The 26,435-nt window shown below is 74.4% G+C and carries 26 protein-coding genes and 2 pseudogenes; 13 read left to right on the top strand and 15 right to left on the bottom strand.

Annotated features, from left to right (window positions below):
* Window positions 1-40 precede the first annotated feature (40 nt).
* The 10 genes and pseudogenes from ACFP6A_RS12105 to ACFP6A_RS12060 form a co-directional block, all read right to left on the bottom strand.
* Window positions 41-685 (bottom strand): acVLRF1 family peptidyl-tRNA hydrolase, encoded by a 645-nt coding sequence (locus tag ACFP6A_RS12105; protein ID WP_379603971.1) that lies wholly within the window; start codon window positions 683-685, stop codon window positions 41-43.
* Between the two features lie 46 nt (window positions 686-731).
* On the bottom strand, window positions 732-1,064 hold the full coding sequence (locus tag ACFP6A_RS12100; RefSeq protein WP_379603871.1) for a metal-sulfur cluster assembly factor: 333 nt from the start codon (window positions 1,062-1,064) through the stop codon (window positions 732-734).
* Window positions 1,061-1,579: a Fe-S cluster assembly sulfur transfer protein SufU gene (gene sufU / locus ACFP6A_RS12095; RefSeq protein WP_379603869.1), complete on the bottom strand. Its 519-nt coding sequence runs from the start codon at window positions 1,577-1,579 to the stop codon at window positions 1,061-1,063. Before sufU ends, ACFP6A_RS12100 begins: the two co-directional genes overlap by 4 nt.
* The gene (locus tag ACFP6A_RS12090) at window positions 1,576-2,859 is read right to left on the bottom strand and encodes a cysteine desulfurase (RefSeq protein ID WP_379603867.1); all 1,284 of its coding nucleotides are present in this window, start codon (window positions 2,857-2,859) and stop codon (window positions 1,576-1,578) included. Before ACFP6A_RS12090 ends, sufU begins: the two co-directional genes overlap by 4 nt.
* 11 nt (window positions 2,860-2,870) lie before the next feature.
* Window positions 2,871-3,629, bottom strand: a complete 759-nt coding sequence (gene sufC, locus ACFP6A_RS12085) for a Fe-S cluster assembly ATPase SufC (RefSeq protein ID WP_379603865.1) — start codon at window positions 3,627-3,629, stop codon at window positions 2,871-2,873.
* Between the two features lie 9 nt (window positions 3,630-3,638).
* The gene (locus ACFP6A_RS12080) at window positions 3,639-4,013 is read right to left on the bottom strand and encodes a non-heme iron oxygenase ferredoxin subunit (protein WP_379603863.1); all 375 of its coding nucleotides are present in this window, start codon (window positions 4,011-4,013) and stop codon (window positions 3,639-3,641) included.
* A complete protein-coding gene (sufD, locus tag ACFP6A_RS12075; RefSeq protein WP_379603861.1) occupies window positions 4,010-5,338 on the bottom strand; it encodes a Fe-S cluster assembly protein SufD in 1,329 nt (442 codons plus the stop codon). The genes ACFP6A_RS12080 and sufD overlap by 4 nt, the downstream gene beginning before the upstream one ends.
* A gap of 2 nt (window positions 5,339-5,340) precedes the next feature.
* Window positions 5,341-6,369 (bottom strand): annotated as a pseudogene (gene sufB, locus ACFP6A_RS12070) (Fe-S cluster assembly protein SufB); the annotation flags it as partial.
* Window positions 6,370-7,899: pseudogene (locus ACFP6A_RS12065) on the bottom strand (LAGLIDADG family homing endonuclease); the annotation flags it as partial.
* Window positions 7,899-8,618, bottom strand: coding sequence for a helix-turn-helix transcriptional regulator (locus tag ACFP6A_RS12060; protein ID WP_379603859.1), 720 nt, complete (start codon window positions 8,616-8,618; stop codon window positions 7,899-7,901). The pseudogene ACFP6A_RS12065 and the gene ACFP6A_RS12060, both read right to left, overlap by 1 nt.
* A gap of 51 nt (window positions 8,619-8,669) precedes the next feature.
* Between ACFP6A_RS12060 and ACFP6A_RS12055 the strand changes: the two genes are divergently transcribed.
* The 7 genes from ACFP6A_RS12055 (at window position 8,670) to ACFP6A_RS12025 (ending at window position 14,330) form a co-directional block, all read left to right on the top strand.
* Entirely contained in the window at window positions 8,670-9,608 is a 939-nt protein-coding gene (locus ACFP6A_RS12055) for an ABC transporter ATP-binding protein (RefSeq protein ID WP_379603857.1), read from the top strand.
* A complete protein-coding gene (locus tag ACFP6A_RS12050; protein WP_379603855.1) occupies window positions 9,605-10,354 on the top strand; it encodes an ABC transporter permease in 750 nt (249 codons plus the stop codon). Before ACFP6A_RS12055 ends, ACFP6A_RS12050 begins: the two co-directional genes overlap by 4 nt.
* 84 nt (window positions 10,355-10,438) lie before the next feature.
* On the top strand, window positions 10,439-11,266 hold the full coding sequence (locus ACFP6A_RS12045) for a DUF4397 domain-containing protein (protein WP_379603853.1): 828 nt from the start codon (window positions 10,439-10,441) through the stop codon (window positions 11,264-11,266).
* 2 nt (window positions 11,267-11,268) lie between these two features.
* Window positions 11,269-11,961 (top strand): class F sortase, encoded by a 693-nt coding sequence (locus ACFP6A_RS12040; protein WP_379603851.1) that lies wholly within the window; start codon window positions 11,269-11,271, stop codon window positions 11,959-11,961.
* A gap of 20 nt (window positions 11,962-11,981) precedes the next feature.
* Window positions 11,982-12,617: an RNA polymerase sigma factor gene (locus tag ACFP6A_RS12035; RefSeq protein ID WP_379603850.1), complete on the top strand. Its 636-nt coding sequence runs from the start codon at window positions 11,982-11,984 to the stop codon at window positions 12,615-12,617.
* Window positions 12,604-13,365: an anti-sigma factor gene (locus ACFP6A_RS12030; protein WP_379603849.1), complete on the top strand. Its 762-nt coding sequence runs from the start codon at window positions 12,604-12,606 to the stop codon at window positions 13,363-13,365. The genes ACFP6A_RS12035 and ACFP6A_RS12030 overlap by 14 nt, the downstream gene beginning before the upstream one ends.
* A gap of 14 nt (window positions 13,366-13,379) precedes the next feature.
* Window positions 13,380-14,330: a heme A synthase gene (locus ACFP6A_RS12025; RefSeq protein WP_379603847.1), complete on the top strand. Its 951-nt coding sequence runs from the start codon at window positions 13,380-13,382 to the stop codon at window positions 14,328-14,330.
* Here the strand turns inward: ACFP6A_RS12025 and ACFP6A_RS12020 are convergent.
* Window positions 14,266-15,141 carry a heme o synthase gene (locus ACFP6A_RS12020; protein ID WP_379603970.1) on the bottom strand — a complete coding sequence of 292 codons (876 nt, stop codon included), beginning with the start codon at window positions 15,139-15,141 and terminating at the stop codon, window positions 14,266-14,268. The genes ACFP6A_RS12025 and ACFP6A_RS12020 overlap by 65 nt on opposite strands.
* A gap of 277 nt (window positions 15,142-15,418) precedes the next feature.
* On the opposite strand from ACFP6A_RS12020, the gene tkt reads away from it, so the two are divergent.
* The 6 genes from tkt to pgl are packed head-to-tail and all read left to right on the top strand — an operon-like array spanning window position 15,419 to window position 23,665.
* Window positions 15,419-17,641 (top strand): transketolase, encoded by a 2,223-nt coding sequence (gene tkt / locus ACFP6A_RS12015; RefSeq protein WP_379603846.1) that lies wholly within the window; start codon window positions 15,419-15,421, stop codon window positions 17,639-17,641.
* A 25-nt stretch (window positions 17,642-17,666) separates the two neighbouring features.
* Window positions 17,667-18,827 carry a transaldolase gene (tal, locus tag ACFP6A_RS12010; RefSeq protein WP_379603844.1) on the top strand — a complete coding sequence of 387 codons (1,161 nt, stop codon included), beginning with the start codon at window positions 17,667-17,669 and terminating at the stop codon, window positions 18,825-18,827.
* Window positions 18,824-20,443, top strand: a complete 1,620-nt coding sequence (locus ACFP6A_RS12005; protein ID WP_379603842.1) for a glucose-6-phosphate isomerase — start codon at window positions 18,824-18,826, stop codon at window positions 20,441-20,443. The genes tal and ACFP6A_RS12005 overlap by 4 nt, the downstream gene beginning before the upstream one ends.
* Window positions 20,440-21,981, top strand: coding sequence for a glucose-6-phosphate dehydrogenase (gene zwf, locus ACFP6A_RS12000; RefSeq protein ID WP_379603840.1), 1,542 nt, complete (start codon window positions 20,440-20,442; stop codon window positions 21,979-21,981). The genes ACFP6A_RS12005 and zwf overlap by 4 nt, the downstream gene beginning before the upstream one ends.
* Window positions 21,978-22,892 (top strand): glucose-6-phosphate dehydrogenase assembly protein OpcA, encoded by a 915-nt coding sequence (gene opcA, locus ACFP6A_RS11995; protein ID WP_379603838.1) that lies wholly within the window; start codon window positions 21,978-21,980, stop codon window positions 22,890-22,892. The genes zwf and opcA overlap by 4 nt, the downstream gene beginning before the upstream one ends.
* Window positions 22,889-23,665 carry a 6-phosphogluconolactonase gene (gene pgl, locus ACFP6A_RS11990; protein WP_379603836.1) on the top strand — a complete coding sequence of 259 codons (777 nt, stop codon included), beginning with the start codon at window positions 22,889-22,891 and terminating at the stop codon, window positions 23,663-23,665. The genes opcA and pgl overlap by 4 nt, the downstream gene beginning before the upstream one ends.
* Window positions 23,666-23,690: 25 nt before the next feature.
* Here the strand turns inward: pgl and ACFP6A_RS11985 are convergent, their stop codons facing one another.
* From ACFP6A_RS11985 to ACFP6A_RS11970, 4 genes are all read right to left on the bottom strand, one after another.
* Complete coding sequence (locus tag ACFP6A_RS11985) at window positions 23,691-24,041, bottom strand: RNA polymerase-binding protein RbpA (protein ID WP_379603835.1); 351 nt, start codon at window positions 24,039-24,041, stop codon at window positions 23,691-23,693.
* Window positions 24,042-24,118: 77 nt separating this feature from the next.
* Entirely contained in the window at window positions 24,119-24,370 is a 252-nt protein-coding gene (secG, locus tag ACFP6A_RS11980; RefSeq protein ID WP_379603833.1) for a preprotein translocase subunit SecG, read from the bottom strand.
* 58 nt (window positions 24,371-24,428) lie between these two features.
* Window positions 24,429-25,241, bottom strand: coding sequence for a triose-phosphate isomerase (gene tpiA, locus ACFP6A_RS11975; protein WP_379603831.1), 813 nt, complete (start codon window positions 25,239-25,241; stop codon window positions 24,429-24,431).
* On the bottom strand, window positions 25,241-26,431 hold the full coding sequence (locus tag ACFP6A_RS11970) for a phosphoglycerate kinase (protein WP_379603829.1): 1,191 nt from the start codon (window positions 26,429-26,431) through the stop codon (window positions 25,241-25,243). Before ACFP6A_RS11970 ends, tpiA begins: the two co-directional genes overlap by 1 nt.
* Window positions 26,432-26,435 lie beyond the last annotated feature (4 nt).

Genomic DNA, 26,435 nt, shown 5'->3' with positions numbered 1-26,435 from the left:
GATCACGAAGTGGGCCGGGCGGGGTGGCGGGATTGCATGATCACGAAGTGGGGGGTGGGGGGTCGGTGAGGCGGACGCGGACGGCGCGGGCGCGCTGAGCGGTGTCCTCGAGCACGGCGAGCCGGGGGTCCCGGACGTCGAGGAGCGGGGAGCGCGGCAGGTCCGCCAGCGGCCGCAGCCGGGGATCGGTGAGCACGGCGTCCACGAGCCGGCGGTCCCCGCCGCGGACGACCACCTCCGGAAGGTCAGCCGCGGGGAGCCGGTCCAGCAGTCTGCGGGCGGTCTGCACGGCGGCGTCCTCGAGGACGGCCGCCTGACCGGCGCGGCGTCGGGCGAACCGCTGCTGCGACCAGCCACCGGCCGCCGTCCGGCCCTGCACGTGCCGGCTGCCGACGCTGTGGTCGAGCAGATGACCCGTGCGCGCGACCCCCGCGGCAAAGCCGCCGCGCCGCACCAGCAGGAGGAACGCGGTGCGCGGCCGGGCGGCGTGCTCGACCAGTGCCGCGAGCGGGTCGTCGCCGGCGGGCAGCGACGACCACGGCACCTCGAGGTCCGCCCGGGCCCCGTCGGCGCCGGTCACCCGGACGACGTCGGGCCGGCCCGGCTCCCGGACGACCGTCAGCTCCTCGGTCCCGTGCCGTTCACCGAAACCGCTGACCCAGCGGACCAGCCGCTCAGGTGGCAGCTCGAGGAGCCGGTGGGTCCCGGCCGGGGCGGTGTCCAGGGCCGGTTCAGACGTTGAAGCCCAGTGCCCGCAGCTGCTCGCGGCCCTCTTCGGTGATCTTGTCCGGTCCCCACGGCGGCATCCAGACCCAGTTGATCCGGTGTCCTGCGACGAGCCCGTCGAGCACCTGGGTGACCTGTTCCTCGATGACGTCGGTCAGCGGGCAGGCCGCCGAGGTCAGGGTCATGTCGATGACCGCGTGATGGTGCTGGTCCACGGTGATGCCGTAGACGAGCCCCAGGTCGACGACGTTGATGCCGAGCTCTGGGTCGACGACGTCGCGCAGCGCCTCCTCCACGTCGGCCGCGTCGGTCTGCTTCGCGGTGGTGGTGTCGGTCATGACCTCTCCCTGTCGTCGGTCGCACTGTCGTCGGTCGCACTGTCGTCGGTCGCACTGTCGTCGGTCGCACTGCCATTGTCACCCGCAGCGGCGACGGCCTGCGAGACCGCGTCCCGCATCGCCGCCCAGCCGAGCAGGGCGCACTTCACCCGGGCCGGGAACCGCCGGACGCCGGCGAACGCGGCGACGTCCCCGTCCCGCTCGGGGTCGGCGTCGGCCCGGCCCTGCAGGACGTCGAGCACGGCCGCGTACCGCTGCATCGCGCCGTCCACGGTCGCGCTGGTGACCTCGTCGGCCATCACCGAGGCGCCGGCGACACTGATCGAGCAGCCGGCGGACTCGTACGACACGTCCTCCACCCGGTCCCCGGCCAGCCGGACCCGCAGCGTGATCTCGTCGCCGCAGGTCGGGTTCACGTGGTGGACCTCGACGTCGTAGGGCTCGCGCAGCCCGGCCCGGTGCGGGGAGCGGGCGTGGTCGAGGATGAGCTCCTGGTACAGCTGGTCCATGCTCATCGGGCGGCTCCGAAGAAGGCGCGGGTGCGGTGCAGGGCGTCGACGAGGGCGTCGACCTCGGCGTCGGTCGTGTACAGGTACGACGAGGCCCGGTTCGACGCCTGGACGCCGAACCGGACGTGCAGCGGGCGGGCGCAGTGGTGCCCGGCGCGCACGGCGATGCCGTAGGAGTCGAGGAGCTGGGCGACGTCGTGCGGGTGGACGCCGTCGAGGGTGAAGCTCACTGCCCCGCCGCGGTCGACGGGCTCCGCCGGGCCGAGGACCCGAAGACCAGGCACGTCGGCGAGGCCCTCGAGCAGCCGCGCGGTGACGTGCTGCTCGTGCGCGGCGACGGCCTCCATGCCGAGGCCCTCGAGGTAGCGCACCGCGGCGCCCAGACCGACGGCCTGGGTGATCGGCGGGGTGCCGGCCTCGAACCGGTGCGGGGGCGCCGCGTACGTGGACCCGGCCATCTCGACCACGCCGACCATCTCGCCGCCGCCGAGGAAGGGGGGCAGCTGCTCGAGCAGGTCGTAGCGGCCCCACAGGACGCCGATCCCGGTCGGGCCGAGCATCTTGTGCCCGGTGAAGGCCAGCAGGTCCGGGCGGCCGTCACCGAGACCGGCGAGGTCGACCGGCATCTGCGGGACGGCCTGGCTGGCGTCAACGACGGTGAGCGCGCCCACCTCGCGGGCCCGCCGGACGAGCTCGGCGACCGGGTTGACGGTGCCCAGCACGTTGGACACCCAGGTCACGGCGAGCACCTTGGTGCGCTCGGTCAGCAGGTCGTCCAGCCCGTCGAGGTCGAGCCGGCCGTCGTCGGTGACGCCGATCCACCGCAGGGTGGCGCCGGTGCGCCGGCACAGCAGCTGCCAGGGCACGAGGTTGGAGTGGTGCTCCATCTCGGTGACGAGCACCTCGTCGCCGGGACCGACCCGCAGCGGGGGGTCGGCCCAGCCGAGGACGGCGGCGGCGAGGTTGAGCGCCTCGGAGGCGTTCTTGGTGAAGACGACCTCCTCGGCGCGTCCGGCGCCGATGAACCGGGCGACGTCCTGCCGGGCCCCCTCGTAGGCGGCCGTCGCCTCACCGCCCAGCTGGTGGACGGCGCGGGCGACGTTGGCGTTGTGCCACGCGTCGTGCTCGGCGACCGCGTCGATGACCGCCCGGGGCTTCTGCGAGGTGTTGGCCGAGTCGAGGTAGACCAGCGGGCGGTCGCCGTCGAGGCGACGCGCGAGGATCGGGAAGTCCTTGCGCACCGCCTCGACGTCCAGCCCGGCCTGCACGTCCAGCCGGTCGCCCACGTCCCCCACCGTCAGACCGTCTGGGTGGTGAAGCGGTCGTAGCCCTCGGCCTCGAGCCGCTCGGCGAGGTCGGCGCCGCCCTCCTCGACGATCCGGCCGTCGACGAAGACGTGCACGAAGTCGGGCTGGATGTACCGCAGGATCCGGGTGTAGTGGGTGATGAGCAGGACGCCGACCTCGCCGGTGGCGCGGACCCGGTTGACGCCCTCGGAGACCACCTTGAGGGCGTCGACGTCCAGGCCGGAGTCGGTCTCGTCGAGGATGGCGATCCGCGGCTTGAGGAGCTCGAGCTGGAGGATCTCGTGCCGCTTCTTCTCACCGCCGGAGAAGCCCTCGTTGACGTTCCGCTCGGCGAACGCCGGGTCGATCCTGAGGTTCTCCATCGCGGTGCGGACGTCCTTGACCCAGTGCCGCAGGGCGGGCGCCTTGCCGTCGACGGCGGTCTTCGCGGTGCGCAGGAAGTTCGAGACGGTGACCCCGGGTACCTCGACCGGGTACTGCATGGCGAGGAACATCCCGGCTCGGGCCCGCGCGTCGACGCTCATCTCGAGCACGTCCTGGCCGTCGAGGGTCACGCTGCCGCTGGTGACGGTGTACTTCGGGTGCCCGGCCAGGGCGTAGGCGAGGGTGGACTTCCCGGAGCCGTTGGGCCCCATGATCGCGTGGGTCTCGCCCTGCCGGACGGTGAGGTCGACCCCCTTGAGGATCTCCTTGGCCTCGCCGTCGGCGTCGACGCTGACGTGCAGGTCGTGGATCTCGAGTGTGGACATGGGTGCTTCTCAGCGCTCCTTGCTGGTGGCGGACTCGGCGGCGTCCGCGCCGAGGGGGGCGGTGACGTCGACGAGGACGTCCTCCCCCTCGACGGTGAGCCGGTAGACGGGGATCGGGCGGGTGGCCGGCAGCGCGGTGGGGCGCCCGGTGCGCAGGTCGAACCGCGACCCGTGCAGCCAGCACTCGATGGTGCAGTCGTCGACCTCTCCCTCGGACAGCGACACGTCCTGGTGGGAGCAGATGTCGGAGACGGCGTGCAGGTCGCCGTGCTCGTCCCGGACGACGGCGACGGGCACGGTGCCGGCCGGTCCGGGGACCTCCACCCGCAGCACGTTGGTGTCCGCGGGCACGTCGGTGACCGAGCAGACGCGCTGGGCGCTCACCGGCGGCTCCCGGACTGCACCGAGCCGGCGAGCTCGTCGTCGATGGCGGCCATCAGCCGGTCGACGACCTCCGGGACCCCGATCCGCTGGACGACGTCGGCGAAGAACCCGCGGACGACGAGCCGGCGCGCCTCGTCCTCGGGGATGCCGCGTGCCTGCAGGTAGAACAGCTGCTCGTCGTCGAAGCGGCCGGTGGCGCTGGCGTGCCCGGCTCCGACGATCTCACCGGTCTCGATCTCCAGGTTCGGCACGGAGTCGGCGCGGGCGCCGTCGGTGAGGACGAGGTTGCGGTTGAGCTCGTAGGTGTCCGTGCCCTCCGCCTCGGCGCGGATCAGCACGTCACCCACCCAGACCGTGTGGGCCGTGTCGCCCTGCAGGGCCCCCTTGTAGACCACGTTGCTGCGGCAGTGCGCCGGCCCGTGGTCGACGAAGGAGCGGTGCTCGAGGTGCTGACCGGCGTCGGCGAAGTACACGCCGAGCAGGGTGGCCTCGCCGCCCGGCCCGCCGTAACGAACGTTCGCGTTCATCCGGACGACGGCACCGCCGAGGGTGACGGCGACGTGGGTGAACCGCGCGTCCCGGCCCACCAGCGCGTCGTGCTGGGCGAGGTGGACGGCGTCGTCGTCCCACTGCTGCACGGTCACCACGGTGAGCCGTGCCCCGTCCCCGACCCGGATCTCGACGTTGCCGGACCAGCGGGCGCTGCCGTCGTGGTCGATGAGCACGGTCGCCGCGGACAACGGGCCGGCGTCGACGACGAGGTGGCCGTGGCCGCGGCGGCCGGCGTCCTGGCCGTGCAGCCGGACCCGCACCGGTTCGACGAGCTCGGCCTGCGCGGGGATCTCGACGACGTCCGCCAGGGTGGTGCCCGCCCAGGCCACCGCGGCGGCCCGGTCACCGGGCACGAAGGCCGTGCCGACCGCGCCGTCCTCGCGCGGCACCCTCCGGTGCCGGACGCCGTCGAGGGCCTGGACCTCGACGCGCACGGCGTCGGCGTCCGCGGGGCCCTCGGTGAGCAGCGGCCCGATCCGGTCCACGGGCGTGAACCGCCAGTCCTCCTCGCGTCCGGTGACCTCCGGGAAGTCCGCCGGGGAGAACGAGGTGCGCCGCTCGGCCCGGGACTGCTCCGGCACCCCGGCGCCGTGGGAGTGCGCGGCCAGGCCGTGCTGGACGTCGCCGCCGGGTCCCGGCGTCGCCGAGGAGTCCAGCGTGACCGGGGCGGGGGCCTCGGCGGCGTGGTCGACGGCGTGCTCCTGCCGTAGGTCCTCGGCGGGCACGTCCCGCCCTGGCGCGGTGCTCTCGGTGGTGGTCGTGGTGTCCGCCATCGTCAGCCGACGGCTCCTTCCATCTGCAGCTCGATGAGCCGGTTCAGCTCGAGGGCATACTCCATGGGCAGCTCGCGGGCGATGGGCTCGACGAAGCCGCGGACGATCATCGCCATCGCCTCCTCCTCGCTCATCCCGCGGGACATCAGGTAGAAGAGCTGGTCCTCGCTGACCTTGGAGACCGTCGCCTCGTGACCCATGGAGACGTCGTCCTCACGGACGTCGACGTAGGGGTAGGTGTCGGACCGGCTGATCGTGTCGACGAGCAGCGCGTCGCACCGGACCGTGGACGCCGAGTGGTGGGCGCCCTCGAGCACCTGCACCAGGCCTCGGTAGGAGGTCCGGCCACCACCGCGGGCGACCGACTTCGACACGATGGTCGAGGAGGTGTGCGGCGCGGCGTGGACCATCTTGGCGCCGGCGTCCTGGTGCTGGCCCTCACCGGCGAAGGCGATGGACAGCGTCTCCCCCTTGGCGTGCTCGCCGAGCAGGAAGACCGCCGGGTACTTCATCGTCACCTTGGAGCCGATGTTGCCGTCGACCCACTCCATCGTGGCGCCCTCGGCGGCGGTGGCCCGCTTCGTGACGAGGTTGTACACGTTGTTCGACCAGTTCTGGATCGTCGTGTACCGCACCCGGGCGTTCTTCTTGACGACGATCTCGACGACCGCGGAGTGCAGCGAGTCGGTCTTGTAGATCGGCGCCGTGCAGCCCTCGACGTAGTGCACGTACGAGCCCTCGTCGGCGATGATCAGCGTCCGCTCGAACTGGCCCATGTTCTCGGTGTTGATCCGGAAGTAGGCCTGCAGCGGGATGTCGACGTGGACGCCCGGGGGCACGTAGATGAACGACCCGCCGGACCACACGGCCGTGTTGAGCGCCGCGAACTTGTTGTCGCCGGGCGGGATGACCGAGCCGAAGTACTCCTTGAAGAGGTCCTCGTGCTCCCTCAGGCCGGTGTCGGTGTCGACGAAGATGACGCCCTTGGCCTCCAGGTCCTCGCGGATCTGGTGGTACACGACCTCCGAGTTGTGCACGACGAGGCCCTCGGCGATGAAGTTGTGCGGGCCGTCGACCTCGATGTCGTAGACCGGCGCCACGTCCACCGGCGTGATGGAGTCGACCCTGGCGAAGCCCAGGTGCTCGGTGACGTGGGACCGGAACGTGGTCCCGCGGGCCGAGGTGGCCGACTGGCCGTACCGGCGGCGGCCGAACCGCTCGAGCCGCTTGGGGTTGCGGCAGCCGAGCGCCTCGAAGCCGCCGGTGATGCCGAGCCGGAACGCCCCGCCGAGACGACTGGGGTCGTGCCGGTGAGGCTGGGTGAAGCCCCACGGTCCACCGGCACGCAGGCCGCTCAGCTCCGCGAGCGCCTTTGCCTGCTCGATCAGCGGAGCGCTGACGGACGTCAGCACCACACCGCCGTCGTCGTCGGGACGGACGTAGCCGTCCGCGTCCACCCAGCCGCCGAGAAAGGCGAGCCGCTGGTCACGCGGCAGTCCGAAGACCCACTCGGGCACCGACTTGGTGTGGGAGGCGCCGGAGATCCCGAGGGCCCACAGCCAGTCGACCAGGGCCCGGGAGTTGACGACGACCCGGTACGGGTCGGCCTCCACGGCGCGCAGACCGAACAGGTCCCCGACGACGCGGGCGATCTCGGCCCGCACCGCAGCGTCGTCCTCGTGCACGGCGAACTGCACCCGGTGGGTCCGCCCGGAGCTCTGCAGGGTGCCGTCGCCGACGAGGAAGCCGAGCAGCCACATGAGGTCGACCGTGGTCTCCTCAGGAGCCGTCATGCCGTGGGCGGGCGGCAACGCGTACGGCGAGCCGAAGTCCGGCAGGGAGCGCGGCACAGCCACGAGGTCGCCAGGACGCAGGTCACCGAGGGTCACCCAACGACGGTGGTAGCGGGCACGCTGCCGCCCCTCCTTGCGCTCGTCCCTCAGGGCGAGGAAGGGGTGGTTGTCGGTGGCCTTGATCGACCGTCCACCGACACGCACCTCGTACACCTGCCTGGTGTCCGTCTGGGCCGCAGCGCGCACCGGAGCCACGACGAAGCCCTCGGCCTGCTCGTCGTAGGCGAAGACCCGGTCCCCGGGCTCGATCTCCTTGATCCGGACCTGGCCGCGGTTCGCCGTCCAGACGAGGCTCTCCCCGTCCAGGCACTCGTACTGCGCGGCGACGCCGGCGACCAGCCGCTGCTTCTCCGCCTCCGGGATGCCGAGCCGGTCGTAGGTGTTCCGGATGTCCTCCGGCAGCTCCTCCCAGGAGGTGGCCTGCTTCTCGGTGGACTTCACGAAGTACTTGATGTTGTCGAAGTCGATGCCGGTGAGGTCGCTGCCCCACGTCGGCATCGGCTTCTTGTCGAACAGGCGCAGGGCCTTCAGCCGGGTGCGCAGCATCCACTCCGGCTCGTTCTTGCGCCCGGAGATGTCCTCGACGACCTCGGCGGACAGCCCCCGCCGGGCGGAGGCGCCGGCCGCGTCGGGGTCGGCCCAGCCGTACTCGTAGGTGCCCAGCCCCTTGAGCTCGGGGTTACGGGCCTCGATGTCGGAGGTGGTCATCAGCTGTTCCTTCCCTGGGGTTCTGCTGCGGCGGCGGGTGCCGGTACGGCAGGAACGTGCGTGGTGCAGACGTGCTCACCGTGGGCGAGTGTCGCCAGCCGCTGGACGTGCACGCCCAGCAGGCGGGAGAACGCCTCGGTCTCGGCCTCGCACAGCTCGGGGAACTCCGCGGCGACGTGCTGAACCGGGCAGTGCCCCTGGCAGAGCTGGGTGACGCCGGCGCCGGGTCCGGCGCCGACCGGCCGGGTGCTCGCGGCGTACCCGTCGGCGGACAAGGCCTCGGCGAGGGCGTCCGCCCGCGAGGGTACGTCCTCCCCGGCGGCCGCCACCCGAGGGGCGTAGCGCTGCTCGAGCTCGGCGACCCGCGCCCGGGCGAACGCCTCGACCGCCTGCCGGCCCTGTCGCTCGGCGAGGAACCGCAGCGCCGAGGTGGCCAGGTCGTCGTACGCGGTCGTCATCGCGGCGTGCCCGGCGTCGGTGAGGACGAACCGGCGGGCCGGGCGGCCCCGCCCCCGGCGGCCGTAGGAGGGCCCCTGGTGGGTCTCGACGAGGCCGTCGGCGAGCATGCGCTCGAGGTGCCGGCGGACGGCGGCGGCGGTGACGCCGAGTCGGACGGCGAGCTCGCTGGCCGTGACGGGTCCGTGCTCGAGCACGGCGCGGGCGACCCGGTCACGGGTCCGGGCGTCGCTCTCGCGGACGGACGAGGTCACGTATTGCACAACACGATGATGCCGTAATTAGTCCCCGTGAGGCAAAACTAGACTCGCCGGGTGCCCCTGCCCCCTGCCGGACCGCCGGCGCTGGAGATCCGCGGGCTGGTCAAGCGCTACGGGCGCACCGTCGCCGTCGACGGACTCGACCTGGACGCCTCCTTCGGCGCGGTCACCGCCGTGCTGGGGCCCAACGGGGCGGGCAAGACCACCACCGTGGAGTGCTGCGAGGGACTGCGCACGCCGGACGCCGGGAGCGTGCGGGTCCTCGGCCAGGACCCCCGCCGTGGCGGCGCGCAGCTGCGCTCGCGGGTCGGCGTGATGCTCCAGGACGGTGGCCTGCCGACCGCGGCCCGGCCGCTGGCCCTGCTGCGCCACCTGGCCCGGCTGCACGCGTCGGCGGCGCCGGTGGAACCGCTGGCCGAGCGGCTCGGCATCGACGCCTTCGCCCGGACCCCGGTCCGCCGGCTGTCCGGGGGCCAGCGCCAGCGCCTGGCCCTGGCCGCCGCCCTCGTCGGCCGCCCCGAGCTCGTCTTCCTCGACGAGCCCGGGGCCGGCCTCGACCCGCAGGCCCGCCTGGCGGTGCACGACGTCGTCCGCGGTCTGGTCGCCGACGGCGTCGCCGTGGTGCTGACCACCCACGACATGGAGGAGGCGGAACGGCTCGCCGGCACCGTCGTCGTCGTGGACCACGGCCGAGTCGTCGCCGCCGGGACACCCGCCGACCTCACCGGCTCCCGCACGGCGGCAGCGACGATCCGGTTCGAGGCGCCGCCGGCCCTCCCGCTCGCTGGCCTGGCCCAGGCGCTGCCCGCGGGCACCACGGCCGAGGAGCCGGCGCCGGGCCGGTACCTCGTCGCCGGCCACGTCGACCCGCAGGTGGTGGCCACGGTGACGTCGTGGTGCGCCGCGCAGGGCGTGATGCCCGAACGGCTCACCCTGGGCCGGCGGACCCTCGAGGACGTGTTCCTCGAGCTGACCGGCCGGGGGCTGCGGTGAGCGCGGCGCCGTGGCCGGCCCGGGTGCTGGCCCAGGGACGGTGGGACGCCGGGGTGCTGCTGCGCAACGGCGAGCAGCTGCTGCTCACCCTCGTCCTGCCGGTGCTCGTCCTGCTCGCCCTCACCGTGGGCGGGCTCGTCGACCTCACCGTGCCGCCCGGGCGGGAGCGGGTCGACGTCGTCGCCCCCGGCGTGCTGGCGCTGGCGGTGATGTCGACGGCCTTCACCGGGCAGGCGATCGCGACCGGGTTCGACCGGCGGGCCGGGGTGCTGCGGCTGCTCGGCACCACACCGCTCGGCCGCGGCGGCCTGCTCGCCGGCCGGGTGCTCGCCGTCCTCGTCGTCCAGGCGCTGCAGGTGCTCGTGCTCGGCGGGGTCGCGCTCGCGCTCGGCTGGGCGCCCGACCCGGCGGGCGTGCTGCCGGCCCTGCTCGTCGTCGTCGCGGGCACCGCCGCGTTCACCGCCCTGGCACTGCTGCTCGCCGGCACGTTACGAGCCGAGGCGGTGCTCGCGGTCGCGAACCTGGTCTGGGTGCTGCTGCTCGCCGGCGGTGGGGTCGTCGTGCCGCCTGAGCACCTGCCGAGCCCGCTGGCCGCGGCGGCCCCCTGGCTGCCGTCGGGCGCTCTGGGCGAAGGGATGCGCACGGCCCTCGTCGACGGCCGTCCGGACGTCGCCGCGCTGGCGGTGCTCACCGGCTGGGCGCTGGTCGCCGGCACCGCCGCGGCCCGCTGGTTCCGCTGGGGGTGACCGGTGCATCCGGATCCGGGCCGGCGGCGGAAGAGAGGGCACGAGGTCCGCACCGGGCGGACCCACCAGCCTCAGGAGCCACTCATGCGCAGGACCCCCGCGGCCGTCACCCTGGCCGCCGCTCCACTGGCCCTCGCCGGCCTCGCCCTCGCCGCCCCCGCCTCCGCCAGCACCGGCGAGGCCACCGTGTCCGTGCTGCACGGCGTCCCCGGCCTGACCGTGGACGTCTACGCGAACGGTGAGGTGCTGCTGCCCGACTTCGCCCCCGGGACGCTGACCGACCCGCTCCAGCTGCCGGCCGGCGAGTACGACCTCGCCGTCTACGAGGCGGGCGCCGACCCGGACGCCGCGGACCCGGCGATCCAGGCCGACGACGTCGCGGTGCCCGGCGGCGCGAACGTCACGGTCGTCGCGCACCTGAGCGCCGACGGGACGCCGGTGCTGACCCCGTTCGTCAACGACGTCTCCACGCTCGCGGCGGGTGAGGGCCGGCTGACGGTCCGGCACACCGCAGCCGCCCCGGCGGTCGACGTGCGCGCCGGCGGCGAGGTCGTCGTCCCGGGCCTGGAGAACCCCGACGAGGCCACCCTCGAGCTGCCGGCCGGCACGGTGAGCGCCGACGTCGTCCTGGCCGGCACCGACACCGTGGCGATCGGCCCGGCCGACGTGGACGTGGCCGAGGGCGTCGCGACGATCGTCTACGCCTGGGGCTCGGCGGAGGAGAACTCGCTCGCGCTGGCCGTCCAGACCATCGACGGCCTGCACGGCGCGCCGTCCGGGATCCCCTCGGGCGAGGCGGGCCTGGCCGACCCCGCCGAGCCCTGGCTGCTCGTCCTGGGCGCCGGCGCCCTGGCCGGCGCCGCCCTGGCCGGACGCCGCCTGCTCCCCGCCCGCGCCAGCTCCCGAGGCTGAGCGTGGGACGTCCGCTGACCGTCGCCGCGCTCGTCGGCTGCCTGGTCGTCGCGGGCGTCGCCCTGACCGCCGCCCGGACGCCGGCACCTCCTCCCGACGCCGGCGTCCGGGCGGCCGAGGTCGCGGCCGGGGAGGCTGACGACTCCCCGGCCGCGGCCGTCCCACCGCTGGCGCCCAGCACTGCGCCGGCCACCCTGCCGGCCACCCTGCCGACCACCACGCCGGCGGCGCCGGAGCCGGTGCCGGTGCCGGTCGAGCTGAACGTGCCGTCCCTCGGGGTGGTCGCCCCGGTGGACCCCGTCGGGGTCGAGCCGAACGGCTCGATGACCATCCCGGCGGACGGCGCACGGGTCGGCTGGTACCGGTTCGGTCCCGCCCCGGGAGCGGAGGGGTCGGCCGTCCTCGCCGGGCACGTCGACACCCGGGCCGGCGGGCCCGGCGCCCTGTTCGCCCTGCAGGACCTCGCCCCCGGCGACGAGCTGCTCGTCCGCCGCACGGACGGAACGGTGGCGCCGTTCACCGTGGTGGGCCGCGAGACGATCACGAAGGCGGCGCTGCCGACCGACGTGATCTTCGACCGGGCCGGCCCGCCCCGGCTCACCGTCGTGACCTGCGGCGGCCCGTTCATCGAGCAGACCCGCTCCTACCGGGACAACGTGGTCATCACGGCCGTGCCTGCGGGCGACACCGGGTGAGCACGGTTAGCGTGGTGCGCGTGACCGGAGACGACACCGCTGCCGCGGCACCCGTCGTCCCGCTCCGGCGCCGCGCGGAGCCGCCCGCCGTCCCGGTCGACGACCCCGGCGTGGACGACGCCGAGGTGGGCCGGCTCTTCGCCGCCGGTGACGAACGGGCCCTCGCCCTCGCCTACGCCCGCTGGGCCTCGCTGGTCCACGGCCTCGCCGTCCGGGCGGTGGGCCCGGACGAGGCGCAGGACGTCACCCAGCAGGTGTTCATCGCCGCCTGGCAGTCCAGGGACCGGTTCCGGCCGGACGCCGGGGTGCTGCCGGCCTGGCTGGTGGGCATCACCCGACACAAGGTGACCGACGCACTGCGCGGGCGGCCCCGCCGCAGCGAGGTCCTCACCGACCCCGCCGACGTCCACGGCGCCGACCACGCCCAGCACGCCGGGCACGAGGACGAGGTGGCCCGCCGGCTGGTCATCGACGACGAGCTGGCCCGCGTCGGCGAGCCGCAGCGGACCATCGTCGAGCTGGCGTTCTACGCCGACCTGACCCACCAGCAGATCGCCGAGCGCCTGGACCTGCCGCTCGGCACCGTGAAGAGCCACATCCGGCGCACGCTCGGCCGGCTGCGCACTCGACTGGAGGTGACCGGTGCAGCCCTCTGACGCCGCCCGCACCGGGGAACCTCACGTCGACCCCGAGGACCTCGCCCTGCTCGCGCTCGGCGAGCAGGTCCCGGTCGACACCGACCACCTCGCCCGCTGCCCGGTCTGCGCCGGCGAGCTCAACACCCTGCGCTCGGTCGTGGCCGCAGCCCGCGGCGGTGACGTCGACCGGGCGGACCCGCCCCCTCAGGTGTGGGCCGGGATCGCGGCCGCCACGGCTGCTGCCACCCCGTCCCCGGCGGTGACGTCTGCTCCCCCGACCCCGCCGACGTCCCCGGACTCGCCGGCCTCGTCCGCGGCCCGTGCCGGGCGCTGGTCGACGTGGGCCCTGGTCGCCGCCTCCGTCGTCGGGGCCCTGACCGGCGGGGCTGTCGTCGCCGCCGTGGGCAGCACCGGCGACGGCGACGTCACCCGGGAGGCGGTCGCCGCCACCGAGCTCGAGGCGCTCGTCGACAGCGCCGGGACCGGCGACGCCCGCGTCGTGCGCACCGACGACGGGCTCGTGCTGCGGCTCAGCGCCGCGTCCCTGCCGGAGGACGACGACGGCTTCTACGAGGTGTGGCTGCTCGACGAGCAGGCCCAGCGGATGGTCCCGCTGGGCATCCTCGCCGGGGCGGAGGGCGACTTCGCCCTCCCTGCGGGTCTGGACCTCGGCGAGTTCCCGGTCGTCGACGTCTCCGTCGAACCGCTGGACGGCGACCCCGCCCACTCCGGGAACAGCCTGCTGCGGGGCTCGCTGGGTACGTAAGGCACCCTGGTCCGGTGAAGCTCTCCCGACTCGTGCTCGGGGCGAACGTCGTCGCCCAGTCCGGCATCGTCGTCACCGGCGGCCTCGTCCGGCTCACCGGCTCCGGGCTGGGCTGCCCGACCTGGCCGCAGTGCGTCCCGGGCAGCTACACGCCGGTGGTCGAGCAGGCGGACGGCTGGCACCCCTACATCGAGTTCGGCAACCGGCTGCTGACCTTCGTCGTCGGTCTCACCGCGCTGGCCGCGCTCATGCTGGTGTGGCGGACCGGCCGCCGGCACCTGCGCCCGCTGGCCGCGGCCCCGTTGCTCGGGGTCGTCGCCCAGGCGGTCCTCGGTGGTGTCACCGTGCTGACCTCGCTGCACCCGGTGACCGTGGCGGCGCACTTCCTAGTGTCCATGGTCATCATCGCGCTGTCGGTCTGGCTCTACGTCCGGGTGCACTCCCCCGACGGTCCGGCCCGCCTCGTCGTGGCGCCGGTCGTCCACCGGCTCGCGCTGCTGCTCGCGGCGGTCGGCGCCGCCGTCCTCGTCGTCGGCACCGTCGTCACCGGCAGCGGGCCGCACTCCGGGGACGCCGAGGCGCCGGCGCGCTTCGACCTCGACCCGCGCACGGTGAGCTGGGTGCACGCCGACCTCGTCCTGCTGTTCGTCGGCCTGCTGGTCGGGCTGATGGTCGCGCTGAGCGCGACCGGCGCGCCGCAGCGGGTGCGCGAACGCGCTCGCTGGGTGCTCCTGGTCACGCTCGCCCAGGCACTCGTCGGCTACGTGCAGTACGCCACCGGGCTGCCGGAGGTGCTGGTCGCCCTGCACATGCTGGGCGCCGTCCTGCTCGTCGTCACCCTCACCGCGCTGCTGGCCGCGCTGCGGGAGCGGACCCCGCTACCCGAGACGGACCCAGGGCTCACCAGGGGGACGGCACGAACGGATCCACCGCGATCGCGACGAACAGCAGCGTCAAGTACGTGATCGACGCGTGGAACAGCCGCATCGCGCGGACCTCGTCGGCCCGCTCGGCGCGGCGCGCCCGGGCCTGCAGGGCGTAGGCCTCGACGAGGAACCAGGCGCCGAGGACGACGGCGGCCACCGCGTACACCACGCCCGTCGGGCCCAGCGGCACCAGCAGCAGGGTCGCGGCGACCATCGCCCAGCTGTAGCGGACCACCTGGCGGGCCACGACGGTCGGCTCCTCGACCGCCCCGAGCATCGGCACCCCAGCGGCCTCGTAGTCCCGCCGGTACTTCATCGACAGCGGCCAGTAGTGCGGCGGCGTCCACAGGAAGATGACGAGGAACAGCAGCCACGGCGCCCAGGTCAGGCTCTCGGTCACCGCGGCCCACCCGATGAGCACGGGCATCGCCCCGGCGGCCCCGCCCCAGACGATGTTCTGCCGGGTCCGCCGCTTGAGCCCGATCGTGTAGAAGACCACGTAGAGCAGCACGGCGGCCGCGGTCAGCAGGGCGGCAAACGTGTTGACGAGCACCGCGAACCACAGCACCGACACGACGGACAAGGCGACGCCGAACCACAGCGCCTCCCGTGGCCGCACGACGCCGGTGACCAGCGGACGCGAGCTGGTCCGGTGCATGAGCCGGTCGATGTCCCGGTCGAGGTAGGAGTTCAGGGTGTGCGCGCCGCCCGCGGCGAGCGTGCCGCCGACCAGGGTGGCGAGCACGAGCCCGACGGGCGGGAACCCGCCGGCGGCCAGGATCATCGTCGGCACCGTCGTCACCAGCAGCAGCTCGATGATCCGCGGCTTGAGCAGACCGACGAAGCCCAGGACGCGCTCTCTGGTGCTGAATCGTCCGGTTCCTGCCGCGCGGCGCCGCGGCGCCTGGGGGCCCGCGGCCGAGTCGGCGGTCACGACGTTGATCAGTCCCTCGGGTCGCAGGTGCACGAGAGCAGGAGTCTACGCCCGCCCCCGACGGCGACCGTGGCGGCGCCGGGTCGCGCTCCCGGCACGCGTCGGTAGGCTCGAACGGACCGGTGATGACGCAACGGATGACGCAGACGAAGGCCGCGCAGGGCACCGGTCCCGCGGCCGGAGATGGGGTCTGGTGAGCGCAGTCGGCAGCACGGGAACGAGCAACCCCGGAACGAGCGGGCTCGAGACGAGCACGCTGGAGTGGACGGACCTGGACCGGCGGGCGGTCGACACCGTCCGGGTGCTGGCCGCGGACGCCGTCCAGAAGGCCGGCAGCGGCCACCCCGGGACGGCGATGAGCCTGGCGCCGGCCGCCTACCTGCTCTTCCAGCGGGTGATGCGCCACGACCCCGCCGACCCGCACTGGCTCGGGCGCGACCGGTTCGTGCTCTCGGCGGGGCACACCAGCCTGACGCTCTACCTGCAGCTGTTCCTGTCCGGCTACGGCCTGACCGTCGATGACATCGCCGCCCTGCGGACGTGGGGCTCCAGGACGCCCGGGCACCCGGAGTACCAGCACACCGACGGCGTCGAGATCACCACCGGTCCGCTGGGCCAGGGCCTGGCCTCGGCGGTCGGCATGGCGATGGCGGCCCGCCGGGAGCGGGGGCTGCTCGACCCGGACGCCGCCCCCGGGCAGAGCCCCTTCGACCACCGGGTGTTCGTCATCGCCTCCGACGGCGACATGCAGGAGGGAGTGTCCGCCGAGGCGTCCTCGCTCGCCGGGCACCAGCGGCTCGGCAACCTCGTCGTCCTCTACGACGACAACGAGATCTCGATCGAGGACGACACCGACATCGCCTTCACCGAGGACGTGCTGGGCCGGTACGCCGCCTACGGCTGGCACACCCAGCGCGTCGACTGGCGCAGCGGCCGGGACGGCCACGAGTACGTCGAGGACGTCGAGGCGCTGCACGCCGCCCTGCAGGCGGCGGTCGCCGAGACCGACCGGCCCTCGATCATCTCGCTGCGCACGGTCATCGGCTGGCCGGCCCCGAACCTCAAGGACACCGGCAAGGCGCACGGCTCGGCCCTCGGCGAGGAGGAGGTACGGGCGGTCAAGGAGATCCTGGGCTTCGACCCGGACGCCACGTTCGTCGTCGAGGACGAGGTCCTCGACCACACCCGGCGGGTCGCCGACCGTGCCCGAGCCGCCCGGGACGCCTGGGACCAGCAGTACGCCGACTGGCGGGCGGCCAACCCCGAGCGCGCCGACCTGCTCGACCGGATGCGGGAGCGGAGGCTTCCGGCCGGCTGGACCGAGGCGCTGCCGACGTTCCCGGCCGGGAAGGACATGGCCACCCGCAAGGCCTCGGGCGCGGTCCTGTCCGCCCTGGCGCCGGTGCTGCCGGAGCTGTGGGGCGGGTCCGCCGACCTCGCCGACAGCAACAACACGACGATGGAGGGTGAGCCGTCCTTCGTCCCGGAGGAGCACGCGACCCAGATGTTCCCCGGCAACCGGTACGGCCGGGTCCTGCACTTCGGCGTCCGCGAGCACGCGATGGGTGCCGTCCTCAACGGCATCACCCTGCACGGCGGGACGCGTGCCTACGGCGGCACCTTCCTGGTGTTCAGCGACTACATGCGCCCCGCCGTCCGGCTCGCCGCGCTCATGCAGATCCCGACCATCTACGTGTGGACCCACGACTCGATCGGTCTCGGGGAGGACGGGCCCACCCACCAGCCGATCGAGCACCTGGCCGCCCTGCGCGCCGTCCCGGGCCTGGCCGTGGTGCGGCCCGCCGACGCGAACGAGACGGTGTGGGCCTGGCGCACGGTGCTCGAGCGCACCGACGGACCCGCCGGGCTGTGCCTGACCCGCCAGAACGTCCCCACGTTCGAGCGCGGCGACGGGCCCGCCCGGGGTGACACGCTGGCCGCCGCCGACGGCACTGCCCGCGGTGGCTACGTCCTGGCCGAGGCCACCGGCGGCGACCCCGAGGTGATCGTCGTGGCCACCGGGTCGGAGGTGCAGCTCGCGCTGCAGGCCCGTGACCGCCTGCAGGCCGACGGGGTGCCCACCAGGGTCGTCTCGATGCCCTGCCGCGAGTGGTTCGCCGAGCAGGACGACGAGTACCGCGAGTCCGTGCTGCCGGCGGCCGTGCGGGCCCGGGTCTCGGTCGAGGCAGCCGTGGCCCAGGGCTGGCGGGACGTCGTCGGTGACGCGGGCCGCAGCGTGTCCGTCGAGCACTTCGGCGCCTCGGCCGACTACCAGACCCTGTTCCGTGAGCTCGGCGTCACCGCGGACGCCGTGGTCGAGGCGGCCCGGCAGTCCCTCGCCGCCGTCCGCGGCGAGGACTCCCCCGGCGGGACGACGTCCGCCCCGGCGGACGGCGGCGCCGCCGACCGACCCTGAAGACCCCCACCTGGAGGCAGCACCCATGAGCACCGCACTGGCCGACCTGAGCCGGGCCGGCGTCGCCGTCTGGCTCGACGACCTGTCCCGCGAGCTGATCGCCGGCGGCGACCTGCAGCGTCTCGTCGACGAGCGGCACGTCGTCGGCGTCACCTCGAACCCGACGATCTTCGCCTCGGCGCTCGCCGAGGGCGAGCAGTACAGCGACCAGGTCCGTGAGCTCGTCGCCCGCGGTGCGGGCGTCGAGGAGGTGGTCCACGAGATCACCACCACCGACGTCCGGGACGCGTGCGACCTGCTGCGGCCGGTGCACGAGCGCACCGGCGGTGTCGACGGCCGGGTCAGCCTGGAGGTGGACCCGCGGCTGGCCCGGGACACCGACGCCACCGTCGAGGCAGCACGCACCCTGTGGAAGGCGGTGGACCGGCCGAACCTCTTCATCAAGATCCCGGCCACCGTGGAGGGACTTCCGGCGATCACGACCGCACTCAGCGAGGGGATCAGCGTCAACGTCACGCTGATCTTCAGCCTGGACCGCTACCGCGCCGTGATGCAGGCCTTCCTCACCGGGCTCGAGCAGGCCCGTGAGGCCGGGCGTGACCTGTCCACCATCCACTCGGTCGCCAGCTTCTTCGTCAGCCGGGTGGACTCCGAGGTCGACGGCCGGCTCGACGCGATGACCGTCCCCGAGGCCGCCGAGCTGCGCGGCCGCGCGGGACTCGCCAACGCCCGGCTCGCCTACCACGCCCACCGGGAGGTGTTCTCCACCCCGCGCTGGCAGGTGCTGGCCGAGGACGGCGCGCACCCGCAGCGGCCGCTGTGGGCCTCGACCGGGGTCAAGGACCCGGCCTACCCCGACACCCTCTACGTCACCGAGCTCGTCGCCCCGGGCACCGTCAACACGATGCCGCTGAAGACCCTCGAGGCGGTGGCGGACCACGGCGAGGTCGTCGGGGACACCGTGACCGGCACCGAGGCGGAGTCCGCCCGGGTGTTCGACGCCCTCGCCCGGCTCGGGGTCTCCTACACCGACGTCACCGACCAACTCGAGCGCGAGGGCGTCGAGAAGTTCGAGAAGTCGTGGGAGGAGCTGCTGGCCACCGTCCGTGCGGAGATGGACAAAGCCCGTATGGAGATGGACAAGGCCCGCGCGGCGATGGACGACGCACCTCAGGCGCGGTCGTGACCGACCTGCACGTCACCGTCGCCGGACCGGCCCGGGACGCCGCTGACCGGCACGTCCCCCGCCTCGTCTCGGACGGCGTGGCCTCCGGCGTACGCCGTCAGGACCCCGACCTGTGGGGCCCTGGGGCGCGCCAGGAGGCAGCGGTCCGGCTCGGCTGGGTGGCCGCCCACGAGCGGTCGCGCGAGCTCGTCGAGCCGATCACCCGGCTGCGCGAGGAGCTGCGCGCCGAGGGCGTCGACCGGGTCCTGCTGTGCGGGATGGGCGGCTCGTCCCTCGCCCCCGAGGTCATCACCGCGACTGCCGGCGTGCCGCTCACCGTCCTGGACTCCACCGACCCGGACCAGGTCCGCCGCGCTCTGGCGGAGCGCCCCGAGGCGACCGTCGTCGTCGTGTCGAGCAAGTCCGGGACGACCGTGGAGACCGACAGCCAGCGCCGGGCCGCCGAGGCCGCGCTCCGCCAGGCCGGGGTGGACCCGGCCCGGCGACTGGTCGTCGTCACCGACCCCGGCTCCCGGCTCGAGCAGACCGCCCGGGACGGCGGCTACCGGGCCGTCTTCCTCGCCGACCCGGACGTCGGCGGCCGGTACAGCGCGCTGACCGCGTTCGGGCTGGTGCCCGCCGGGCTGGCCGGGGCCGACGTGGCCGCCCTGCTCGACGAGGCCGCCGCGGCGGACCCGCTGCTGTCCGCCGACACCCCGGACAACCCGGCGCTGCGCCTGGGGGCCGCCCTGGGCGGCACCGACCCGCTGCGCGACAAGGTCGTGCTCGTCGACGCCGGGGCGGGCCTGCCCGGCTTCGGGGACTGGGCCGAACAGCTGCTCGCCGAGTCCACCGGCAAGCAGGGCACCGGACTGCTGCCCGTCGTCGTCGGACCCGGGGCGCCCGAGCTCGACGACCCGGCCGACGACCTGCTCGTCGTCCACCTGGAGCCGGGCGGAGGCGGCGGCCTCGCCGGCACCGACCCGGGTCCCGCCCACGTGGGCACCGGCGGCCCGCTGGGCGCGCAGCTGCTGCTGTGGGAGTACGCCACGGCGGTGGCCGGCCGGCTGCTCGGGGTCAACCCGTTCGACCAGCCCGACGTCGAGTCCGCCAAGCAGGCCGCCCGCGGCCTGCTCGACTCCCGGTCAGCGCCGGCGCCGCCGGCGCTGACCGAGGACGGTGTCGAGGTGCGCGGCAGCGGCGGCCTGCTCGACGGGGTGGAGGACCTCGACGGCGCGCTGGCCGCCCTGCTGTCCCGGCTCGACACCGAGCGCGGCTACCTGGCGGTGATGGCGTACGTGGACCGCGAGGGCGGCACCGGCCTGGACGCCGTCCGGGACGCCCTGGCGGCCCGCACCGGGCGGCCGGTGACGTTCGGGTACGGGCCGCGGTTCCTGCACTCCACGGGCCAGTACCACAAGGGCGGCCCGGCGACCGGGTGCTACCTGCAGGTCACCTCCGGCGTGCCGGAGGACCTGCCCGTCCCCGGGCTGCCGTTCACCTTCGGCGAGCTGATCGCCGCCCAGGCCGCCGGGGACGCCGACGTGCTCGCCGCCGCCGGCCGCCCGGTGCTGCGCCTGCACGCCACCACCCCCGCGGCCCTGGACCGGGTCCGGACGCTGCTGGGCGGCGGGTGAGCCCGGCCCGGGTCGCCCCGGGCCGCAACCCGCTTCGCGACCCCCGGGACAAGCGGCTCCCCCGCATCGCCGGCCCGTCGAGCCTGGTCCTGTTCGGCGTCACCGGTGACCTGGCCCGCTCGAAGCTCCTGCCTGCCGTCTACGACCTCGCCAACCGCGGCCTGCTGCCCCCCGGGTTCGGCCTCGTCGGCTTCGCCCGCCGGCAGTGGGCGGACCAGGACTTCGCCGAGGTGGTCCACGACGCCGTGCGGGAGAACGCCCGGACGCCGTTCTCCGAGAGCGTCTGGCAGCAGCTCTGCGAGGGCCTGCGGTTCGTGCCGGGCGAGCTGGACGACGACGAGTCCTACGAACGGCTGGCGCGCACCGTCGCCGAGCTGGACGCCGAGCGCGGCACCGGCGGCAACCACGCGTTCTACCTGTCCGTGCCGCCCCGGTACTTCGCCGAGGTCACCCGCCGGCTCGCGGCGTCCGGGCTGTCGACACCGGTGCGGGGCCAGTGGCGCCGGGTCGTGGTGGAGAAGCCCTTCGGTCACGACCTGGCCAGCGCCCGAGAGCTCAACGAGGTGGTCGAGTCGGTGTTCCCGCCGGACGCCGTGTTCCGGATCGACCACTACCTCGGCAAGGAGACGGTGCAGAACCTGCTGGCGCTGCGGTTCGCCAACCAGCTGTTCGAGCCGGTCTGGAACGCCCACTACGTCGACCACGTGCAGATCACGATGGCGGAGGACATCGGGATCGGCGGGCGGGCCGGCTACTACGACGGCATCGGCGCGGCCCGGGACGTCATCCAGAACCACCTGCTCCAGCTGCTGGCGCTCACCGCGATGGAGGAGCCGGTGTCGTTCGACGCCCAGGACCTGCGGGCGGAGAAGGAGAAGGTGCTCTCCGCCGTCCGGCTGCCCCCGGACCTGTCCCGCGGCACCGCCCGGGGCCGCTACGCGGCCGGCTGGCAGGGCGGTGAGCAGGTCCGCGGGTACCTGGAGGAGGACGGCGTCCCGGACGGGTCGACGACGGAGACCTACGCCGCGCTGACCCTCACCGTCGACACCCGGCGCTGGGCCGGGGTGCCGTTCTACCTGCGGACCGGCAAGCGGCTCGGTCGCCGGGTGACGGAGATCGCTGTGGTCTTCAAGCGGGCCCCGCACCTGCCGTTCGAGCACACCGCCACCGAGGAGCTCGGGGAGAACGCGCTGGTCATCCGGGTGCAGCCGGACGAGGGGGTGACGATCCGGTTCGGCTCCAAGGTGCCCGGGACGGCGATGGAGGTCCGGGACGTGACGATGGACTTCGGCTACGGGCACTCGTTCACCGAGTCCTCACCGGAGGCCTACGAGCGGCTGCTCCTGGACGTGCTGCTCGGCGAGCCCCCACTGTTCCCTCGGCACCGGGAGGTCGAGCTGTCCTGGCAGATCCTCGACCCGGTGATCCGGCACTGGGAACGCCGCGGGGAGCCGGAGGACTACCCCGCCGGCAGCTGGGGGCCGGCCTCCGCCGACCGGATGATGGCCCGTGACGGGCGTGCCTGGCGGCGCCCGTGATCGTCGACCTGCCGGAGACGACCACCGGCGCCGTCGCCCGGGCGCTGGTCGAGCTGCGCGACCGCGGCGGGGCGGTGGCGCTGGGCCGGGTGCTCACCCTCGTCGTCCCGACCGACGAGCACGGTGTCGAGGGCGCCGTGCGGGCCGCGAACGACGCCTCGCGGGAGCACCCGTGCCGGGTCATCGTGCTGTCCCGGGGAACCCGGCGCGGCTCGGACCGTCTCGACGGCCAGCTGCGGGTCGGCGGGGACGCCGGCGCCAGCGAGGTCGTCGTGCTGCGCACCTACGGCCAGGTGGGCGACCACCTCGACGCCCTCGTCGTCCCGCTGCTGCTGCCCGACGCCCCGGTCGTGGCCTGGTGGCCGGGCCCGCCCCCGGACCGGCCCGCGGCGGACCAGGTCGGGGCGATGGCCCAGCGGCGGATCACCGACGCCGCCACCGCCGCCCGACCCGGGGCCGCGCTGCGTCGCCTGGCCGCGGGCTACACCCCCGGTGACACCGACCTGGCCTGGACCCGGGTGACGCTGTGGCGGGCGCTGCTCGTCGCCGCGCTCGACCAGCCGCCGTTCGAGCCGGTGGAGCGGGTCACCGTCACCGGGGCCAGCGACAGCCCGAGCGCGGACCTGCTCGCCGCCTGGCTCGGCTCCCGGCTGCGCTGCCCGGTGCGCCGGGTCCGCACCGGGCGCGGCAACGGGCTGGAGGCGGTTCGCCTCGACCGCCCGACCGGCCCGGTCGCGATCGAGCGGGGCCAGGGGGACGTCGCCGTGCTGACCCACCCCGGCCGACCCGACCAGCGGGTCTCCCTGCCCCGCCGCAGTGACAGCGACTGCCTCGCCGAGGAGCTGCGCCGGCTGCACCCTGACGACGTCTACGGCCAGGTGCTGACCCGTGGCCTGGAGGAGGTCCTGTGAACCCGAGCCCGCCGACGGTCGTCGTGCACCCCGGCGCCGACGTGCTGGCCGCGGCAGCGGCCGCCCGGCTGGTCACCCGCCTCGTCGACGCCGTCACCTCCCAGGGGGAGGCGCACCTCGTGCTGACCGGCGGGAGCATCGGTACCCGGGTGCTCGCCGAGGTCGCCGGCTCACCGGCCCGGGACGCCGTCGACTGGCGCCGGGTGCACCTGTGGTGGGGCGACGAGCGGTACCTGCCGGCCGGGCACGCCGACCGCAACGAGACCCAGGCCCGTCGCGCCCTGCTCGACCGGCTCGACCTCGACCCGGCGCGGGTCCACCCGGTCCCCGCCTCCGACGACGAGCCCCGCGAGGACGTCGAGGCCGCGGCCGCCCGCTACGCCGAGGAGCTGCGGGCGGCGAGCCGGCCGGAGGACCCCGCCGAAGTACCGGCGTTCGACGTCGTGCTCCTCGGGGTCGGGCCGGACGGGCACTGCGCCTCGCTGTTCCCTGAGCACCCGGCCGTGCACGAGACGCAGCGGACGGTCGTCGGCGTGCACGGGGCGCCGAAGCCCCCGCCGACGCGGGTGTCCCTGACCTTCCCCGCGCTGGACGCCGCGCAGGAGGTCTGGTTCGTCGTGTCCGGTGCCGACAAGGCACCCGCGGTGACGATGGCGCTCAGCGGTGCGGGGCGGGTGCAGGTGCCCGCGGCCGGTCCGCGCGGGCGGCGCCGGACGCTGTGGCTGCTCGACCGCGCCGCGGCCGGTGGGCTGCCCGGTGACCTGGCCGGCTGACCGGGCTGGCTGCTAGCGCCGGCTGCTAGCGGACGATCCGCTTGGCGCGCAGCGCCTCGAGGGCCTCGGCGAGGATGGCCTCGCCGTCGGCGTCGCTGCGACGCTCCTTCACGTACGCGAGGTGGGTCTTGTAGGGCTCGTTGCGCGGCGGCGCCGGTGGGTTGTCCCGGTCCTGGCCGGCGGGGAAGCCGCAGCGCGGGCAGTCCCAGGTCTCGGGGACCTGCAGCCCCTCCTCCTCGGCGAAGCTGGGTCGCGTCTCGTGCTGGTTCGCACACCAGTACGAGACGAAGAACCGCGGGGCGGCCTCGCCCCGCTCGGCCTCACCCATCGGGCCTGCTCCGACCCGGCTCCCCCGGATCGCGTTGCCACCAGCCACCGTTCCTCGCTCCCTGTCGTGCTCGTCGTGCTCGTCGTCCTCGTGGTACCTGCCGTGCCCGGCGTCCTGACCCCCGGTCAGCCCTGCGGGAAGAACCGCTCGATGACGCCGAGCAGCACGATCACCACGGACCAGACGACGGCCACCCCGATGGTGAACCGGTTGAGGTTGCGCTCCGCGACACCGGAGCTCGCCGCCCCGGAGGACATCCCGCCACCGAACATGTCCGACAGACCGCCGCCGCGTCCCTTGTGCATGAGGATCAGCAGCACGAGGAACAGGCTGGTCAGGGCGAGCAGCACCTGGAGGGTGATGCGCAGAGCGGTCACAGCGGGCCTTTCGAGCCGTCGGTCGGTCCGGACGCCGGACAGGATACGTGCTCCGGCGTCACAGGCCGACCTGGTGATGCCGGTAGCGGCAGATCGCGGCGAACTCCTCGGCGTCCAGGCTCGCCCCACCGACCAGCGCCCCGTCGACGTCCGGCTGGGCCATGATCGACGCGACGTTCCCGGACTTCACCGACCCGCCGTACAGCACCCGCACGCCCTGGGCCACGGCGTCGCCGTGGCGTTCGGCCAGCCGCCCGCGCAACGCTGCGCAGACCTCCTGGGCGTCCTGCGGGGAGGCGACCTCACCGGTGCCGATCGCCCAGACCGGCTCGTAGGCCACGACGAGACCGGCGAGCTGCTCCTCGGTCGCGCCCGCCGCGACCAGCGCGTCCAGGACGCCGTCGAGGGAACCGGTGCAGTGCTCGACGTGCCGCTGCTCCTGGCGGACGGCGAGGTCCTCACCGAGGCAGACGATCGGGGTCAGGCCGTGCCGGAGCGCGGCGTGCGCCTTGGCGCCGACGAGGGCGTCGTCCTCGTGGTGGTGCTGGCGGCGCTCGCTGTGCCCGACCACGACGTAGGTGCAGCCCAGCCGGGCCAGCATCCGGGCGGAGACGTCACCGGTGTAGGCGCCCTCGTCGTACGGGGAGCAGTCCTGCGCCCCGTACCGGACGGCGAGCCGGTCGCCGTCGACGAGCGTCTGCACCGAGCGCAGGTCCGTGAACGGCGGCAGCACGGCCACCTCGACCTCGGCGACGTCGTGCTTGGCGTCCTGCAGGGTCCAGGCGAGCTTCTGCACCAGGTGGGTCGCCTGGAGGTGGTCGAGGTTCATCTTCCAGTTCCCCGCCATCAGCGGGGTCCGGGTGACGGCCATCAGGCGAGCACCTCCAGCCCGGGCAGCGTCTTGCCCTCGAGGTACTCCAGGCTCGCACCGCCGCCGGTGGAGATGTGCCCGAAGTCGTCGTCGGAGAACCCGAGCAGCCGCACGGCGGCGGCGGAGTCCCCGCCGCCGACCACGCTGAACGCCTCGGAGCGGGCCAGCGCCTCGGCCAGCGCCCGGGTGCCCTCGGCGTACGGCGCCATCTCGAACGCGCCCATCGGCCCGTTCCAGAACACGGTGCGGGCCTCGCCGACGTGCCGGGCGAACTCGGACGCCGACCGGGGGCCGATGTCCAGGCCGATCCGGTCGGCCGGGATCGCGTCGGCCGGGACCACCTCGTGCTCGGCGTCCGCGCTGAACGCGGTCGCCGCGACGACGTCGGTGGGCAGCACGAACTCCACGCCGCGCTCGCTCGCCGTCTCGAGGTAGCCGCGCACGACGTCCACCTGGTCGGCCTCCAGCAGGCTCGAGCCGACCTCGTGGCCCTGCGCGGCGAGGAAGGTGAAGGCCATGCCGCCACCGACGAGGATCCGGTCGGCGGTACCGAGCAGGTTCTCGATGACACCGAGCTTGTCGGAGACCTTCGCGCCACCGAGGACGACGACGTAGGGCCGCTGCGGGTTCTCGGTCAGCCGCCGCAGCACCTCCACCTCGGCGAGCACGAGTCCGCCCGCGGCGTGCGGCAGCCGCTGTGCGACGTCGTAGACGCTGGCCTGCTTGCGGTGCACGACACCGAACCCGTCGGAGACGTAGACGTCGGCCAGGGCGGCGAGCTGGTCGGCGAACGCGCCGCGCTCGTCGTCGTCCTTGCTCGTCTCCCCCGGGTTGAACCGCAGGTTCTCCAGCAGCAGCAGCTCACCGTCGCGCAGGGCGGCGACGGCCGTGCGGGCCTGCTCCCCGACGGTGTCGCCGGCGAACCGGACGGTCGTGCCGGGTAGCAGCTCGGTCACCCGCTCGTGCACGGGCCGCAGCGAGTACCGCTCGTCCGGTGCACCCTTCGGCCGGCCGAGGTGGGCGACGACGACCACCCGTGCGCCGGCCCCGAGCAGTCGCTGCCAGGTCGGCAGCGACGCCCGGATCCGGCCGTCGTCGGTGATGGTCGTCCCGTCGAGCGGCACGTTGAGGTCGCTGCGCACGAGGACGCGGCGCCCGCGCAGGTCGCCGAGGTCGTCGATGGTCTTCACGCCC

Origin of the sequence: Quadrisphaera sp. GCM10027208 (assembly GCF_042658805.1) — a bacterium.
In the GTDB taxonomy this organism is placed as follows: Bacteria; Actinomycetota; Actinomycetes; order Actinomycetales; family SCSIO-59966; genus SCSIO-59966.
The sequence above is the reverse complement of the archived record's forward strand: the minus strand, read 5'-3'. Positions and strand labels throughout refer to the sequence as shown.